The organism is Mesorhizobium sp. M0276 (genome assembly GCF_040321755.1).
Taxonomy (GTDB): Bacteria; Pseudomonadota; Alphaproteobacteria; order Rhizobiales; family Rhizobiaceae; genus Mesorhizobium.
Genome location: NZ_JAMYSC010000047.1, coordinates 18,782 through 32,059 on the forward strand (window position 1 = coordinate 18,782; position 13,278 = coordinate 32,059).

16 protein-coding genes are annotated in these 13,278 nt (G+C 63.5%); 11 read left to right on the forward strand and 5 right to left on the reverse strand.

Going from position 1 to position 13,278, the window contains the following annotated elements:
* The first annotated feature begins 32 nt into the window (after nt 1-32).
* The 7 genes from NKJ01_RS28130 (at nt 33) to NKJ01_RS28160 (ending at nt 6,269) form a co-directional block, all read left to right on the forward strand.
* Nucleotides 33-1,028 carry a tetratricopeptide repeat protein gene (locus tag NKJ01_RS28130; RefSeq protein ID WP_502905923.1) on the forward strand — a complete coding sequence of 332 codons (996 nt, stop codon included), beginning with the start codon at nt 33-35 and terminating at the stop codon, nt 1,026-1,028.
* Between the two features lie 139 nt (nt 1,029-1,167).
* Nucleotides 1,168-1,734 carry an elongation factor P gene (efp, locus tag NKJ01_RS28135; protein ID WP_023758633.1) on the forward strand — a complete coding sequence of 189 codons (567 nt, stop codon included), beginning with the start codon at nt 1,168-1,170 and terminating at the stop codon, nt 1,732-1,734.
* A gap of 84 nt (nt 1,735-1,818) precedes the next feature.
* Complete coding sequence (locus NKJ01_RS28140) at nt 1,819-2,619, forward strand: inositol monophosphatase family protein (protein WP_352733016.1); 801 nt, start codon at nt 1,819-1,821, stop codon at nt 2,617-2,619.
* A gap of 113 nt (nt 2,620-2,732) precedes the next feature.
* Entirely contained in the window at nt 2,733-3,419 is a 687-nt protein-coding gene (gene trhA / locus NKJ01_RS28145) for a PAQR family membrane homeostasis protein TrhA (protein WP_352733019.1), read from the forward strand.
* 106 nt (nt 3,420-3,525) lie between these two features.
* Entirely contained in the window at nt 3,526-4,551 is a 1,026-nt protein-coding gene (locus NKJ01_RS28150; protein WP_023758630.1) for a MotA/TolQ/ExbB proton channel family protein, read from the forward strand.
* Between the two features lies 1 nt (nt 4,552).
* Nucleotides 4,553-5,584 (forward strand): peptidoglycan -binding protein, encoded by a 1,032-nt coding sequence (locus tag NKJ01_RS28155; protein ID WP_352733021.1) that lies wholly within the window; start codon nt 4,553-4,555, stop codon nt 5,582-5,584.
* 250 nt (nt 5,585-5,834) lie between these two features.
* Entirely contained in the window at nt 5,835-6,269 is a 435-nt protein-coding gene (locus NKJ01_RS28160) for a hypothetical protein (RefSeq protein ID WP_023758628.1), read from the forward strand.
* A 72-nt stretch (nt 6,270-6,341) separates the two neighbouring features.
* On the opposite strand, the gene NKJ01_RS28165 is transcribed toward NKJ01_RS28160, so the two are convergent.
* A complete protein-coding gene (locus tag NKJ01_RS28165; RefSeq protein ID WP_023758627.1) occupies nt 6,342-6,695 on the reverse strand; it encodes a DUF1304 domain-containing protein in 354 nt (117 codons plus the stop codon).
* A 139-nt stretch (nt 6,696-6,834) separates the two neighbouring features.
* Between NKJ01_RS28165 and NKJ01_RS28170 the strand changes: the two genes are divergently transcribed.
* A complete protein-coding gene (locus tag NKJ01_RS28170) occupies nt 6,835-8,322 on the forward strand; it encodes a carboxypeptidase M32 (protein ID WP_352733026.1) in 1,488 nt (495 codons plus the stop codon).
* A 35-nt stretch (nt 8,323-8,357) separates the two neighbouring features.
* Here NKJ01_RS28170 and NKJ01_RS28175 read toward each other — a convergent pair whose 3' ends face one another.
* On the reverse strand, nt 8,358-10,157 hold the full coding sequence (locus NKJ01_RS28175) for an ABC transporter transmembrane domain-containing protein (RefSeq protein ID WP_352733028.1): 1,800 nt from the start codon (nt 10,155-10,157) through the stop codon (nt 8,358-8,360).
* A 207-nt stretch (nt 10,158-10,364) separates the two neighbouring features.
* Between NKJ01_RS28175 and rpmE the strand changes: the two genes are divergently transcribed.
* The gene (gene rpmE, locus NKJ01_RS28180; protein ID WP_006327661.1) at nt 10,365-10,586 is read left to right on the forward strand and encodes a 50S ribosomal protein L31; all 222 of its coding nucleotides are present in this window, start codon (nt 10,365-10,367) and stop codon (nt 10,584-10,586) included.
* Nucleotides 10,587-10,671: 85 nt separating this feature from the next.
* Here rpmE and NKJ01_RS28185 read toward each other — a convergent pair whose 3' ends face one another.
* Nucleotides 10,672-11,313, reverse strand: coding sequence for a TetR/AcrR family transcriptional regulator (locus tag NKJ01_RS28185; RefSeq protein ID WP_352733031.1), 642 nt, complete (start codon nt 11,311-11,313; stop codon nt 10,672-10,674).
* A gap of 128 nt (nt 11,314-11,441) precedes the next feature.
* On the opposite strand from NKJ01_RS28185, the gene NKJ01_RS28190 reads away from it, so the two are divergent.
* Both NKJ01_RS28190 and NKJ01_RS28195 read left to right on the forward strand, forming a co-directional pair.
* Nucleotides 11,442-11,921 carry an anthrone oxygenase family protein gene (locus tag NKJ01_RS28190; RefSeq protein WP_352733034.1) on the forward strand — a complete coding sequence of 160 codons (480 nt, stop codon included), beginning with the start codon at nt 11,442-11,444 and terminating at the stop codon, nt 11,919-11,921.
* A gap of 79 nt (nt 11,922-12,000) precedes the next feature.
* Complete coding sequence (locus tag NKJ01_RS28195; protein ID WP_352733067.1) at nt 12,001-12,150, forward strand: glycine zipper domain-containing protein; 150 nt, start codon at nt 12,001-12,003, stop codon at nt 12,148-12,150.
* A gap of 18 nt (nt 12,151-12,168) precedes the next feature.
* Here NKJ01_RS28195 and NKJ01_RS28200 read toward each other — a convergent pair whose 3' ends face one another.
* The gene (locus tag NKJ01_RS28200) at nt 12,169-12,465 is read right to left on the reverse strand and encodes an Rdx family protein (protein WP_352605558.1); all 297 of its coding nucleotides are present in this window, start codon (nt 12,463-12,465) and stop codon (nt 12,169-12,171) included.
* Entirely contained in the window at nt 12,462-13,211 is a 750-nt protein-coding gene (locus tag NKJ01_RS28205) for a YebC/PmpR family DNA-binding transcriptional regulator (RefSeq protein WP_023758620.1), read from the reverse strand. The genes NKJ01_RS28200 and NKJ01_RS28205 overlap by 4 nt, the downstream gene beginning before the upstream one ends.
* Between the last annotated feature and the right edge of the window lie 67 nt (nt 13,212-13,278).

Below are 13,278 nucleotides of genomic sequence, written 5' to 3' on the forward strand. Positions count from 1 at the left end.
GGCTCCCCCTCCAGGCTCTGCTTGCGGCGCTGATGGTTCAGGCAGCGGCCGCCGAGACCATCCTGCTGCCGCAGCCCAAACCCGATGTCGGCGCACACGCGAACAAGCCGATCGAACAGCCGCTGCCGCAGCCGGCCACCACGGCCGAACCGACGCCGCTGCCCTCCGCCGACGCTGTCAACCCCGACCGCTTCGGCGCAAAACCCGCCGATGCGGCCTATGGCGCCTTCCAGCGCGGGCTCTACAAGACGGCCTACAATCTGGCACTGGTCCGGGCGCAAAACGGCGATCCGGCGGCGCAGACCCTGGTCGCCGAGATCCTGTCGCGCGGGCTTGGTGTGCCGCTCAATTCGGGGGAGGCGGCGAAATGGTACGCGTTGGCCGCCGAGCAGGGTGTACCCGAAGCGCAGTTCCAGTACGCCCTGATGCTGCTCGACGGCCGCTACGTCAAGAAGGACGAAAAGGAGGCCTATGCGTTGATGCAGGCCGCCGCGGAAGCCGGCAACCGGCTGGCGCAGTTCAATTTCGCGCAGATGCTGGTCCAGCAGGACCCCGGCGACGCCGGCATGGCGAAGGCGGTCTCCTACTATGAGCGCGCCGCCGCTACGGGCCTTGCCGACGCGCAGTATGCGATGTCGCAGATCTACGCCAATGGCGTCGGCGGCAGGCCGCGTGACGATGTGCAGGCAAGGCGCCTGCTGGCGCAGGCGGCACAACAGAACTACGACACCGCGCAGATCGACCTCGCCGCCTGGATGATCGAAGGCCGCGGCGGTGCGCGCGACCTGAAATCCGCCTTCGGCTGGACGAAGCAGGCGGCGGAAGGCGGCAATGTCGCCGCTCAGAATCGCCTGGCCAAGCTCTATATGCAAGGCATCGGCACCGATCCGGATCTCGTCCTTGCCGGCGCCTGGTACATCGTCGCCCGCCGCGCCGGCCTCATCGATCCGCAGATGGACGATTTCCTGCAGGGGCTGAGCGACGGCGAGACCAAGCAGGCCCTGCAGAAGGCGAACCGCCTGCCGTAGCGGCCTCTCCAACCCGACCCCGACTTGGCGCTCCCTTGCCTCTTCTGGCATTTTGTGGTCTTGGGAGCCCGAAATCGCTTTCGCAGCGACCATCCCATACCACGGCCTGGCCGTTGGTAGCATCCCGGATCACCTCATTATGGCCAAGATCAATGGCAACGAAATCCGTCCCGGCTATGTCATCGAGCATGATGGCGGCCTTTGGGTGGCGGTCAGGACCAACACGGTCAAGCCCGGCAAGGGCGGCGCCTACAACCAGGTCGAACTGAAGAACCTCATCAACGGCACCAAGCTCAATGAGCGCTTCCGCTCGGCCGAGACGGTCGAGCAGATCCGGCTCGACCTGAAGGACTTTTCCTTCCTCTACGCGCAGGAAGACGCGCTGGTGTTCATGGACACCCAAAGTTACGAGCAGCTCGAACTGAACAAGGACTTCGTCGGCGATCGCGCCGCCTTCCTGCAGGACGGCATGATGGTGACGGTCCAGCTCTACGAAGAGCGGCCGATCGGCATTTCGCTGCCCGACTATGTGACGCTGACCATCACCGAGGCGGACCCGGTGGTGAAGGGTCAGACGGCGGCCTCATCCTACAAGCCCGCGATCCTGGATAACGGTATCCGCGTGCTGGTGCCGCCATTCATCGGCGCCGGCGAGCGCATCATCGTCGACACCAACGAAATCACTTACGTGCGCCGCGCCGACTGATGCATGTCGCGCAGGTGGCCCCGGTTTTGGGTCACCGACATGCATCAAGACAGTGTCTAAAGCGAAGCACCAGGAAGAACCACTATGGCACGCTCAGCCCTCCTCAACGTCATGGTCCAGGCCGCAATGAAGGCCGGCCGCTCGCTATCGCGCGACTTCGGCGAGGTGCAGAACCTGCAGGTCTCGATGAAAGGCCCCGGCGACTATGTCAGTCAGGCCGACCGTAAGGCCGAGGACATCGTCTTTGCCGAACTGTCCAAGGCAAGGCCGGGCTATGCCTTCCTGATGGAAGAGCGTGGCGCGGTCGAGGGTGACGACAGCCAGCATCGCTGGATCGTCGACCCGCTCGACGGCACCACCAATTTCCTGCACGGCATCCCGCTCTTTGCCGTTTCGATCGCGTTGGAACGCCAGGGACAGATCGTTGCCGGCGTCATCTACAATCCGGCGATGGACGAGCTCTACACCTGCGAACGCGGCGGCGGCGCTTTCATGAACGACCGCCGCTTGCGCGTCGCCGGACGCATCAAACTGGTCGACACGGTGATCGGCTGCGGCATGCCGCATCTCGGCCGTGGCCATCACGGCAATTTCCTCGTCGAGCTGCGCAATGTCATGGCCGAAGTCTCCGGCGTCCGCCGCATGGGATCCGCCTCGCTCGACCTTGCCTATGTCGCCGCCGGCCGCATGGACGGGTTCTGGGAGACAGGCCTGTCCGCCTGGGACATCGCCGCCGGGCTGCTTTTGATCCGCGAGGCGGGCGGCTTCGTCTCCGACATGGATGGCGGCCAGGACATGCTCGACAACGGCTCGGTTGTCGCCGGCAACGAGGTCATCCAGCGAGCCCTGCTGAAGGCCGTGAAGAAGCCGCTCTCCCCTCGTTGATACTAGGCCAAGGCATGCCGTGCTGAAGCGCCGCAGTCGTAAAATCGCAAACAAGACTTGAAATACTGCCCTGCGAGCGTCCAAATTGGAGTGCTCGGCGCAGGAAACCGGCAGTGAACGACATCGATCCCACCCCCGACATCCCATTCGTTGGACGCTGGCACTATTCGCGCGCCGAGATGATCGCTGACGGCATCGTCCACGCGGTCGGCATCGTGCTGGCGATATCAGTCGGTTCGGCTTTGCTGGCGCTGTCGGCCTTTCGTGTCGGGCCGGGCGAATACATTGCCGCCGCCTTCTATGTGGTCTCGCTGCTCACCGTGCTGTCGGTGTCGATGACCTACAATCTGTGGCCAGTGTCGTCGCCGGCGAAATGGGTCTTGCGGCGTTTCGATCACGCCGCGATCTATCTGCTGATCGCGGCGACCTACACGCCTTTCCTGGCCCAACTCGAAGGCTCGCCATTGGCGAGCTGGATGATTGTCCTGGTCTGGACCGCGGCGGTGCTGGGCATTGCCATCAAGGTGTTTTTTCCCGGCCGTTTCGACCGGCTGGCCGTCGGCTTCTATCTCGCCATCGGCTGGAGCGGCATCATCCTGGTCAAGCCGCTTGTCCAGACGCTGCCGACGATGTCGATCGCCCTCATCGTCGCCGGCGGCATCGTCTACTCCTGCGGTGTCGTCTTCTTTGCCTGGAAGGGGCTGCGCTTCCACAATGCGCTGTGGCATGGTTTCGTCGTCACCGGCGCCGGCCTGCATCTGGCCGCCATGGTCGACTGTCTGGTCATCAATCGGCTCTGACACAGACGTCGACGCGGCAATCTTGCCAAGCGCCATTCAATTTGGTCACAATTCCGTTTAGAGTCGCGCTTTACGTGATCGCGGCGGCATCGGAAACGGGGCACGGATGGCTTTTCTCAAATCCTTCGGCATGGGCAGGCGCTCTGATGTCCTAATCTACGACCCGCACAAACTCTCAAGCCCGCAGGTCTTTTTGCTGACCATGGTGATCTTCCTGGCCATCGTCGCCTTCATCGCCGCCATCCTGACCCGGCAGATCTCGACCGCCTTCAGCAGCAATCCCGGCCTCAACGGGCTGATCGTGGGCGTGCTGGTGGTCGGCATCCTCTTGGCCTTCGCCCAAGTCGGACGGCTGTTTCGCGAAGTTCGTTGGGTCAACTCCTTCCGAGCCGGCTCGGAGACCACCGAACCGGTGCTGCTGGCGCCGATGAAGGCGATGATCGGCCGCTCCTCGGCCACGGCTTTCTCGACCAGCTCGATGCGCACCATGCTCGACTCCATCGCCACGCGCCTCGACGAAAGCCGCGACACCTCGCGCTACCTCGTCGGCCTGCTGGTATTCCTCGGCCTGCTCGGCACCTTCTGGGGCCTGTTGAACACCATCGGCTCGATCCGCGAGACGATTGAATCGCTCGATCCGGGCACCGGTGACGCCGCGGCTGTGCTCGATTCGCTCAAGCAAGGGCTTTCCGCGCCGCTGGCCGGTATGGGCACGGCCTTCTCGTCCTCGCTCTTCGGCCTGTCCGGCTCGCTGGTGCTCGGTTTCCTCGACCTGCAGGCCGGCCGCGCCCAAACGCGCTTCTACACCGAGCTGGAAAACTGGCTGTCCTCGGTTACCGACCTGTCGTCCGACATCGTCGTCTCCGACCCGGCCAAGGCCGAATCCTCGGACGAGATCCGGGTCCTGTCGGAAAGATTGCGCAGCATGCAGGAGAATGGCGGCGGCTCCAATCCGCGCGTCGCCACCGCCATGGCCAATCTCGCCGACGGCATTTCCGGCCTGGTCAAGAACATGCGTTCGGAACAGCAGATCATGCGCGACTGGGTCGAGGCCCAGTCCGACGAACAGAAGGCGATGCGCAACACGCTGGAAAAGATCGCCGATGCCCTGAAGAAGCCTGGGGTGCATTGACGTGGCACTCGCCAGGGGCCGGCGCACCGATCGCCGCATCGACTATTGGCCGGGCTTCGTCGACGCGCTGTCGACGCTGTTGCTGGCCATCATGTTCCTGCTCACCGTCTTCGTTCTGGCGCAGTTCCTGCTCGGTCGCGAAATTTCCGGCAAGGATACGGCACTCACGCGCCTCAACTCGCAAATCAACGAATTGACCCAGCTTCTGGCGTTGGAGCGCTCATCAACGCAGGACAAGGATGACTCGCTGGCCAATCTGCAGGCATCGCTGTCGGCGGCCGAAGCGGAAAAGAGCCGGCTCGAACAATTGCTGGCGCAAGGCGCGGGCGCCGGTGACGCCGCCAACCAACGCGCCGCGGCACTGGGCGGCGAACTCGATAACCAGCGCCAGATCAGTCAGCAGGCGCTGAGCCAGGTCGAGATCCTCAACCAGCAGATCGCGGCCTTGCGCAAGCAGATCGGCGCGCTCGAGGATGCGCTCAACGTCTCCGAAACCCGCGACCGCGATTCCAACACCAAGATCGCCGATCTCGGCCGCCGCCTGAACGTCGCGTTGGCGCAGCGCGTGCAGGAACTGAACCGCTACCGCTCCGACTTCTTCGGCCGCTTGCGCGAAATCCTCGCCGACCGCGAGAATATCCGCATCGTCGGCGACCGCTTCGTCTTCCAGTCGGAAGTGCTGTTCCCGACCGGCTCCGAGGTGATCAACGATGCCGGCAAGGTCGAGATGAAGAAACTCGCCGACGCCATCATCGAGTTGCAGAAGGAAATCCCGCCCGAAATCAACTGGGTGCTGCGCGTCGACGGCCATACCGATAACAAGCCGCTCTCCGGCACCGGCCGCTATCGCGACAATTGGGAGTTGTCGACGGCGCGTTCGACCTCGGTGGTGAAATTTCTGATCGAGAACGGCGTGCCGGCCAACCGGCTCGTCGCCGCCGGCTTCGGTGAGTTTCAGCCGCTCGATGCCGCCGACACAGAAGAGGCGCGGAACAAGAACCGCCGTATTGAACTGAAGCTCACCGAACGTTGATCTCTCATCACGCGAGCTCACGCGAATTTGTTCGTCGGCTCAACTCTAGGGCGTGGACTGACGCCGGCAAGACCTGAAAAGATTATCTTTTTTTAATTACACATTGTCGCAGGGCGGTCCTAGCTTCCCGCCCGGGCTGAGAACCGCCGGCGATGAGTCTCCCGCATCGCGACACGACGGAACCGGACGGCCCAAAGGCCAGAAGGCAGGCGGAACAACCGCCGCCTTCCTCTACAAGAGGAGACGCGTGATGCGCTCTTTCACTCCCAGGACACCGCTTAGAACTGCAACACTCGCGGCGTTTCTCATCGCCGTTCCGCTTGCCGGCGCCTATGCCGCCGGCCATCACAAGGGTGCTCTCGACGCAACCGACCCGACCGATTTCACGGGGCCCCGGATCGACAGTGTCATCCAACAGGTCCAGGGCGTTCGCCAAGGCATAGTCGACGCCAAGCGGGCCAACAACATCACCCTGGCCGTGGCGCAGCGGCTGGAAATGCGCACCGCGCACATTACCCAGGCAGCTGAGAAAATCGCGGCGTCGGATCATGGCAGGATACCGGCCGCGCAATACCATGACCTGCTACGCCGCCTCGACAATGTCGACCAACGGCTGAGGCTCAATACCGGCAGTGGCTTCCTGATGGGCGACGGCGCCGACGGCGGCAACTACCCGAACGGCTGAAGCCGTAGCCCCTGACGGTCCAAGAGGAAGGGCCGCCCGACGCCCTCGGGACTCAATTCCGCGGGCGTCCTTTTACCAGCCCAGCCAGACCGCGATCAGGGAGGCAATCGCCGGCACGGTCTGGATGAACAGGATTTTGCGGCCGACCGTCGCCGCACCATAGAGGCCGGCAATGGCGACGCACAACAGGAAGAAAACCTTGACCTGGAAACCGGCAGCACCGAGGTAAAGCCCCCAGATGAGGCCGGCGGCGAGGAAACCGTTGTAGAGCCCCTGGTTGGCGGCGAGTACTTTCGAGGCACCGGCGAATTCGGGTGTCAAACCGAAAGCCTGGTGCCCGCGCGGCGTGTCCCAAAGCACCATCTCGAGATAGACGATGTAGGCATGGATCAAGGCCACCAGCCCAACCAGGATGTCGCCGATCATGCTGTTCCCCTCAACTGTGGCTGCAGCATTTCACGCATGACCGCATCAGCGCAAGATGCATTCCCGGCACAGTGCCTGAGGGTTGCCAAGGCTTTTGCGTTGGTGTCTTTTCGCGCCGTCCTCAATCACGGAAGCCGCCATGTCCTTTCAGAAACTCGATGATCTCGGCCATAAGCTCGAAGCGCTCGAGCATGCGCTGGCCATCCTCGGCGCCGACGAAGCCACTCACATGGCCGTCGGCGGCGGCGAGAAGCGTGCCGAGGCGATGTCGGCACTGGCCGGCATGTATCACACCAGGGCAACGGCGCCGGAGATAGCGGACTGGATCGCTGTCGCAGAAGGCGAGGCGCTTGGTGAAGAGCAACGGGCCGCCGTCGCGGAACTGCGGCGGCAGTACACCAACCTGACCTGCCTGCCGGTCGAATTCGTCGAACGCCAGACGACGGCTCGCATGCGCTGTGAGCAGCTGTGGCGCGACCTGCGCGCCAAGAACGACTGGGCGGCCTTCCAGCCGGCGCTGGAGGGCGTGGTGGCGCTGGTGCGCGAGGAGGCGGCGCTGCGTGCCGACGTGCTCGGCCTTGCCCCCTATGACGCGCTGATGGAACAGTACGATCCTGGCAACCGCACCGCCGATATCACGCCGGTGTTCACCGACCTGAAGGCTTTCCTGAAGAGCTTTGTACCGGAGGCGCTGGCGATCCAGGACGCGCGGCTGCGCAAGCGCCCGTTGAAGCCGCTTTCGGGCACCTACGCGATCGACCGGCAGCGCGAGCTTGGCCTTGCCATGATGGCGGCGGTCGGCTTCGACCTGACACACGGGTCGCTATCGGTGTCGCACCATCCTTTCTGCGGCGGCGTACCGAGCGATGTCCGCATAACCACCCGCTACAAGACCTCCGATTTCCTGTCGGCGCTGATGGGTGTGCTGCACGAAACCGGCCATGCGCTCTACGAACAGAACCTGCCGAAGACATGGTCGCACTGGCCGCTCGGCAAGGCGCGCGGCATGGCCGTGCATGAAAGCCAGAGCCTGTTCGTCGAAAAGCAGCTCGGCCGCAACCCGGCCTTCTGGCGCTGGGCGCTGCCGGTGGTCGAAAAGCATCTCGGCGAAGCCTGGTCGCTCGACGATATCCTGCCGCATGTGCATCGCGTCGAGCGCGGCCTGATCCGTGTCGATGCCGACGAGGTGACCTATCCCTTGCATGTCATCCTGCGCTACGAATTGGAACAGGAGCTCGTCTCGGGCCGACTGGAGGTGGCCGACCTGCCCGAAGCCTGGGACGCCAAGATGCGCGACTATCTCGGCCTTTCCACCATTGACAACCCCGCCGACGGGCCGATGCAGGACGTGCATTGGCCGGGTGCGGCCTTCGGCTACTTCCCCTCCTACACGCTGGGCGCGATGATGGCTGCGCAGCAATGGGCGGCGCTGACGCGGGAACATCCTTCAGCCGACGAGGATCTTGCCAAAGGCAATTTCGAGGCGATCAACGACTGGCGCCGCCAAAAAATCTGGTCGCAGGGATCACGCTGGTCGACGCCGGATCTGCTCGAGCGCGCAACCGGCGAAAAGCTCAACGCCACCTATCTCGTGAACCATCTGAAGCAGCGCTATGGAACGGCGTAGGGCGGCCGGCACTTCAGGAGTGCAGACAGCTTGAACTACTCCGCCGCCCCCTTGAAGGCGCTGGCGCCTGTTTCGAATTGCAGCTTGGCCAGCCGCGCATAGATGCCGCCCTTGGCGACCAGGCTCTGATGCGTGCCTTCCTCGACGATCGAGCCGCCATCCATGACCAGGATCCTGTCGGCCTTCAGCACCGTTGCCAGCCGGTGGGCGATGACGATCGTGGTGCGGCCCTGCATCAGGCGTTCCAGCGCGATCTGCACCAGCGTCTCACTTTCGGCATCGAGCGCGGAGGTGGCTTCGTCGAGCAGCAGGATCGGCGCGTCGCGCAGAATGGCGCGGGCGATCGCCACCCGCTGGCGCTGGCCGCCGGAAAGCGTCACGCCGCGTTCGCCGACCTGGCTGTCATAGCCTTTTTCCAGCCTGAGGATGAATTCGTCGGCGAGTGCGTCCTTCGCCGCCGTCTCGATCTCGGCCTTGCTGGCGCCCGGCCGGCCGAAGCCGATATTGTCGCTCGCGGTGGCCGCGAAGATGGTGACGTCCTGCGGCACGATGGCGATGCGCTGGCGGACCGAAACGGGATCGGCCTCACGCACGTCGACGCCATCGATCAGGATCTTGCCTGTTTCGGGATCGTAGAAGCGCAGGATCAGCGAAAACACCGTGCTCTTGCCAGCCCCTGACGGCCCAACAATCGCTACCGTTTCGCCGGGCATGACCTGAAAGCTCAAGCCGTGCACGGCGGCGCGGTCGGGCCGCGCCGGGTAGGAGAAGGAGACGTTGTCGAAGACTATCTCGCCCTTAGCGACCGCGGGCAGTGGCTTCGGATCTGCCGGAGCATGGATCGCCGGTTTCTCGGCCAGGATCTCGGTCAGCCGTTCGGCAGCACCCGCAGCTTGCGCAAGCTCGCCCCACACCTCCGACAGCGCACCCAGCGCGCCGGCGGCAAACACCGAATAGAGCAGGAACTGGCCGAGCGTGCCCGGCGATATCGAGCCTTCGAGCACGTCGCGCGAGCCGAACCACAGCACCGCCACGACGGACGAGAAGATGGTGAAAATGGCAAAGAAAGTGAGGAAGGAGCGCGCGAAGATCGAGGCGCGCGCCGCCTCGAAAGCGGCTTCCACCGCAGCCGAGAAATGGCCGGTGACCAGCTTCTCGTTGGTGAAGGCCTGCAGCGTGCGCACCGCGCCGATCTGTTCGCTGGCATAGGCTGTCGCATCGGCCAGCGTGTCCTGCGCCTGCCGTGACTTGCGCCGCACCGAGCGGCCGAAAGCGACCAGCGGCAGCACGATGACGGGAATAGCGGCAATCACGAGGCCGGACAGTTTCGGGCTGGTGATCACCATCATCCCCACAGCACCGAGGCCAAGGATGACGTTGCGCAGCGCAACGGAGGCCGTCGCACCAACCGCGGACTTGACCTGCGTCGTGTCGGCGGCGAGCCGCGACACGATCTCGCCCGACTGGGCGGTGTCGAAAAAGGAAGGCGACAGCGCCGTCACATGAGCAAAGACATCGCGGCGGATGTCGGCGACGACGCGTTCGCCGAGCGTGATGACGAAGTAGTAGCGGCCGGCCGAGGCCGCCGCCAGCAGCGCGGCCATCGCCACCAGCGCAGCGAAATATTCGGCGATGAAGATGGTGTTGGCCGACGAGAACCCATGATCGATCATGCGCCGTACCGCGAGCGGCAGCGCCAGTGTCGTCGTCGCGGCGATGACCAGCGAGATGAGGGCGCCGATGACCAGCGTGCGATAGTGCGCGATATACGGAAACAGGCGCCCGAGCGGCTTGAGCGAGCGCCGGCGCTCGTCTGCGCTGCTGATGTGCGCCATCCCAGTGTTTCCTCTAGCCGCCCTTTGAGGCATGCGCTTCAATATGCGCTTGCCGCGGCCTTGTGATTCAATTCCGGCTGATGTATAGGCTCGCCGACCGTTTTAGAAGCCGTGGCTCCTCAATAGCTGCGGCTTCGAGTTTTAAAAAGGGGCGCATCGACGCAGGCTTATGCCCGTCAGCAGCGCCGGCAAGCCAGGAACCGAACCATGAAGACCGACATTCATCCCGATTACCACACCATCAAGGTCGTCATGACCGACGGCACCGAATACATGACCCGTTCGACCTGGGGCAAGGAAGGCGATACGATGAACCTCGATATCGACCCGACCACCCACCCGGCCTGGACCGGCGGCCAGCAGACCCTGCTCGACCGCGGCGGCCGCCTGTCGAAGTTCAAGAAGCGTTTCGAAGGTTTCGGCCTCTAAGGGCGATAATCTTTTCTCGGATCGGAAAACCCGCCCTTGTGGCGGGTTTTTTGTTGCAGCATTCATCCTTGTGCTTTTCCGCCTGCTATTCAGCCAGCAACTCCCTGAGTGCCATCCGCTTGTAGGCGGCGACCAGCCTGTCGCCCTCCTGCCGCTCGACCGAGATCGCCAGCCGCATGGCGGCTTCACCCATCTGCCAGACCAGCAACGCCGTCGTTTCCAGCGCCACCGGATCGGCCGCCGGTCGCAGCCGTTTCAGCACCGTGGTCAGAAACTCCGCATTGGCCCGGCTGTCGGCGAGCTCGAGCTGGCGCAGCGCCTTGTCGGCCTGCGTGCCCGACCAGATGTCGCGCATCACCGGCTCCGCCAGGAACAGCCGGTAGTAGATATCGACGAGTTCCGAAAACGCTTGGCTCAGCCCTTTGGCGTCACTGACTCCGGCTAGTGCGGCCGAGATGCAGGCTTGGCTTTCGGCGGTGTAGCGCTCGGCCAATGCCCAGATGATCGCCCGCTTGTCGGGAAAGAACTGGTAGAGCGAGCCGATCGATACCCCTGCCCGCTCCGCCACCTCACCCATGCGCATGGCGTCGCTGCCTTGCTCGGCTATCAGCGCCGAGGCGGCGGCCAGCATCCGCTCGACCCGTTCGCGGCTGCGCTGCTGGCTTGGCGCCCGGCGCGGCGAAGCGATCTGCTCCTGAGGGGAATCCGGCGAGGCCGCATCTTCCATGACTAACTCTCATACCGCCAAAATCGCTTGACTCGTAAAATACGAGGGTTTATCACGTTTTGCAAATGTGAGGAGTACTCATATTTTTAAGCAGAAGAAAACCGCAACCGGCATCTGGAGCAACTGACATGATCGCGAAAGTTCTGCCCATCCTCATCCTTATCGCCGCAATCGGCTCAGGAATCGTCGGCGGCGTCTTCTTCGCCTTTTCCAGCTTCATCATGCCGGGCCTCGCCCGCATGCCGGCCGCTGGCGGCATCGCGGCGATGAATTCGATCAATGTGACCGCTGTGACCCCGCTGTTCATGACCGCCCTGTTCGGCACGGCGCTTTTCTGCGTCCTTGTCGCCATCGGCGCGGTAATGGACTGGAGCCAGTCGGGTTCGCTCTGGCTGATTGCCGGTAGTCTGGTCTATCTCATCGGCACCGTGGTGGTGACGATGGTCTTCAACGTCCCGCTCAACGATGCGCTCGCCACCGTCGATCCGGCAAGCGCCAGCGGCGCAAGTCTGTGGTCGCGCTACCTCAATGAATGGGTGATGTGGAACCATGTCCGCACCGTCAGCGGCATAGCCGCGCTGGCATCCTTCTGGTTCGCCGCGCGTTGACCGCAATGGGCGGAGCCATCGATGGCCGACAGTGAGGCTCCGCGCCTGAAAAGTTCGGCACGTTTTTTGGAGACGGATCTTGAAGGATCAGTACTCAAACATGGCCTTCGGCACGGCCATCGGAGTTGGTGTCGGCTCGGCGATCGGCGCCGCTCTGGATGATCTGCCAATCGGCATCGCTATGGGCATCGCCATAGGCGCGGCTTTCGGAGCGTTGCGACGTAAGTGACGGTGCTGCCGGCGCTCTTCAGGCCTTTGTTTTTCGATCCGAATGGCCGAGATCGCGATCCGGATCGATGACGTCGCGCACAAGCTGCTTGAGTTTGGCCGCGTCCGGAAAGCCGCCATCGCGCTTGCGGTCCCAGACCAGAGTGTCATTGCAGGAAATGGTGAAGATGCCGCCGGTGCCAGGCACCAGCGTCACCTCGCCGAGATCGGTGCCGAAGGTCGACAGTAGCTCCTGCGCCATCCAGCCGGCACGCAGCAGCCATTGGCACTGCGTGCAATAGGTGATGCGGATAGTGGGAGGCGCTTTTTCGCTCATGCCGCGCTGAGCTTGGCCATCGTCTCGTCGTCGACCTCGAAGTTGGCATAGACGCTTTGCACGTCATCGTCGTCCTCGAGCGTGGCGACCAGCTTCATCAGCGACTGGGCCCGCTCCTCGTCGACCGGAACATTGTTTTGCGGCCGCCAGATCGGCTTCACCGATTCGGCCTCGCCGAGCGCACCTTCCAGAGCCTTCGATACCTCGCCAAGATTTTCGAAGGCGCAGTAGATGGTGTGGCCTTCCTCATCGGACTCGACATCGTCGGCGCCGGCTTCGATCGCCGCATCCATGATCTTGTCGGCGCTGCCGGCCGATGCCGGATAGTAGATCTCGCCGGCGCGGTCCCACATGAACGACACCGAGCCGGTTTCACCCATCGCCCCGCCGGCCTTGGTGAAGGCAGCGCGCACGTTCGAGGCCGAACGGTTGCGGTTGTCGGTCAGGGCCTCGACGATGACGGCGACGCCACCTGGACCATAGCCTTCATAACGCACGGCTTCGTAATTCTCGGCGTCGCCCATCGAGGCCTTGTTGACGGCGCGCTGGATGTTGTCCTTCGGCATCGACACCGCCTTGGCGTTCTGGATCGCCAGGCGCAAGCGCGGGTTCATCGATGGGTCGGGCGTACCGCTCTTGGCGGCGACGGTGATTTCGCGCGCCAGCTTGGAAAACATTTTCGACCGCACTGCATCCTGGCGGCCCTTGCGGTGCATGATGTTCTTGAACTGTGAATGGCCAGCCATGGCACCCCTGTCGTGTTCTCGGCTAGAGCATCCGAAGCAGGTGATCTCACCTCGACTTGCGCAATGC

Coding starts and splice junctions, on each gene's coding strand:
- NKJ01_RS28130 (WP_502905923.1), top strand. CDS start 33: ATGGTTCAGGCAGCGGCCGCCGAGACCATCCTGCTGCCGCAGCCCAAA.
- efp (WP_023758633.1), top strand. CDS start 1,168: ATGGCCAAGATCAATGGCAACGAAATCCGTCCCGGCTATGTCATCGAG.
- NKJ01_RS28140 (WP_352733016.1), top strand. CDS start 1,819: ATGGCACGCTCAGCCCTCCTCAACGTCATGGTCCAGGCCGCAATGAAG.
- NKJ01_RS28150 (WP_023758630.1), top strand. CDS start 3,526: ATGGCTTTTCTCAAATCCTTCGGCATGGGCAGGCGCTCTGATGTCCTA.
- NKJ01_RS28160 (WP_023758628.1), top strand. CDS start 5,835: ATGCGCTCTTTCACTCCCAGGACACCGCTTAGAACTGCAACACTCGCG.
- NKJ01_RS28165 (WP_023758627.1), bottom strand. CDS start 6,695: ATGATCGGCGACATCCTGGTTGGGCTGGTGGCCTTGATCCATGCCTAC.
- NKJ01_RS28170 (WP_352733026.1), top strand. CDS start 6,835: ATGTCCTTTCAGAAACTCGATGATCTCGGCCATAAGCTCGAAGCGCTC.
- NKJ01_RS28175 (WP_352733028.1), bottom strand. CDS start 10,157: ATGGCGCACATCAGCAGCGCAGACGAGCGCCGGCGCTCGCTCAAGCCG.
- rpmE (WP_006327661.1), top strand. CDS start 10,365: ATGAAGACCGACATTCATCCCGATTACCACACCATCAAGGTCGTCATG.
- NKJ01_RS28185 (WP_352733031.1), bottom strand. CDS start 11,313: ATGGAAGATGCGGCCTCGCCGGATTCCCCTCAGGAGCAGATCGCTTCG.
- NKJ01_RS28190 (WP_352733034.1), top strand. CDS start 11,442: ATGATCGCGAAAGTTCTGCCCATCCTCATCCTTATCGCCGCAATCGGC.
- NKJ01_RS28200 (WP_352605558.1), bottom strand. CDS start 12,465: ATGAGCGAAAAAGCGCCTCCCACTATCCGCATCACCTATTGCACGCAG.
- NKJ01_RS28205 (WP_023758620.1), bottom strand. CDS start 13,211: ATGGCTGGCCATTCACAGTTCAAGAACATCATGCACCGCAAGGGCCGC.